Consider the following 1,345-nt stretch of genomic DNA (forward strand, 5'->3'; position numbering starts at 1 on the left):
TCGGACAGTGAGTCGGCGGTTGTGGTTGCGGCGTTGCGGGCTCGGCAGGGTGAGCCGGAAGCCTTCGCCGCGTTTTTGGGTCAGGCGCATGCGGCGGGGATCGGTGTCGACTGGTCGGCGTTCTATGCCGCAAGCGGCGCCGAAGCCATACCCCTGCCCACCTACGCCTTCCAGCACGAACGCTACTGGCTGCCCTCGCTCAGCGGAGCCGGCGACCCCGCCGCATCCGGACTGGCCAGGCTCGACCACCCGCTGCTCACCGCCGCGGTCCCGGTCGGCGACCAGGGCCAGTGGCTGTTCACCGGGCGACTGTCGCAGGACGTTCAGCCCTGGAGCCGGGACCACGCCGTACTCGGCGCGGTCATCGCGCCGGGAGCGGCACTGGTGGAACTCGCCCTGGCCGCCGGCCAACAGGTGGGCTGCCCGGTCGTGGACGAACTCGTGCTCCAGGTCCCGCTGCCGGTGCCCGTCCACGACGCGGTGCCCTTGCAGGTCATGGTCGGCGAACCGGGCCCGGACGGCCGCCGGGACGTGGCGATCTACACCCGTTCGCAGAACGCGGCGCACGATGACCTGACCGCGGCGACCGACGTGATGACCTGCCACGCGCGAGGCGTGCTGGCCGAGGAGACAGGCCTGCTCGCCCCGGCGTTCCCGACCGAGTGGCCGCCGGAGGGCGCCGAACCGGTCGTGGTCGAGGGACTGTACGAGCGGCTGGCCGACGCCGAGTACGAGTACGGCCCCGCCTTCCAGGCGTTGCGGGCGGCCTGGCGTGACGGCCAGGACGTCTACGCCGAGATCGTCCTCCCCGAGGAAGCCGGGTCCGCGCGCGAGTTCGGGATTCACCCCGCCCTGCTCGACGCCGCGTTGCACGGTGGGCTGCTCGACCGGGATGGGACTTCAGCGGTGGAACTGCCGTTCTCCTGGTCCGGTGTCCGGCTGGATCAGCGAGGCGTGTCACGGGCGCGGGTCCGGATCACTCCGGCCGGACGGTCCGCGACCCGGATCGACATCGCCGACGAGAACGGCGAACTGATCGCGTCCGTACGGGAACTCGCCTCCCGCCCGGTGGATCAGGCGCAGTTGGCCGGTGCCGGGCGGGCGGCCGACGGGTCGCTGTTCACGGTGGAGTGGACTGAGGTCGCGGGAGCGGACAGTTCTGCTGCTGCGGCAAGCATCGCCGTGCTCGGCGAGGTCGCGGAGGCCGGTGCGGGCGAGCTCGTTCCGGATCTCGATGCGCTGCTTGGTGCGGTGGCGGTGGGTGCGTCGGTGCCGGATGTGGTGGTCGTCGGCGTTGGCGTCGGGACCGAACCGGGCCCTGATGAGGAAGCTCACGCGGCACGCG

At 72.0% G+C, this 1,345-nt stretch carries 1 protein-coding gene; it reads left to right on the forward strand.

Translation table 11 applies throughout. The features are described 5' to 3' along the window. Positions 1 to 75 precede the first annotated feature (75 nt). The coding region (locus ABZT04_RS45930) for a polyketide synthase dehydratase domain-containing protein (RefSeq protein WP_356066694.1) at positions 76 to 1,345 on the forward strand (1,270 nt) is incomplete at its 3' end.

This window comes from Streptomyces sp. NPDC005492 (assembly GCF_040605995.1).
Lineage (GTDB): Bacteria > Actinomycetota > Actinomycetes > Streptomycetales > Streptomycetaceae > Streptomyces.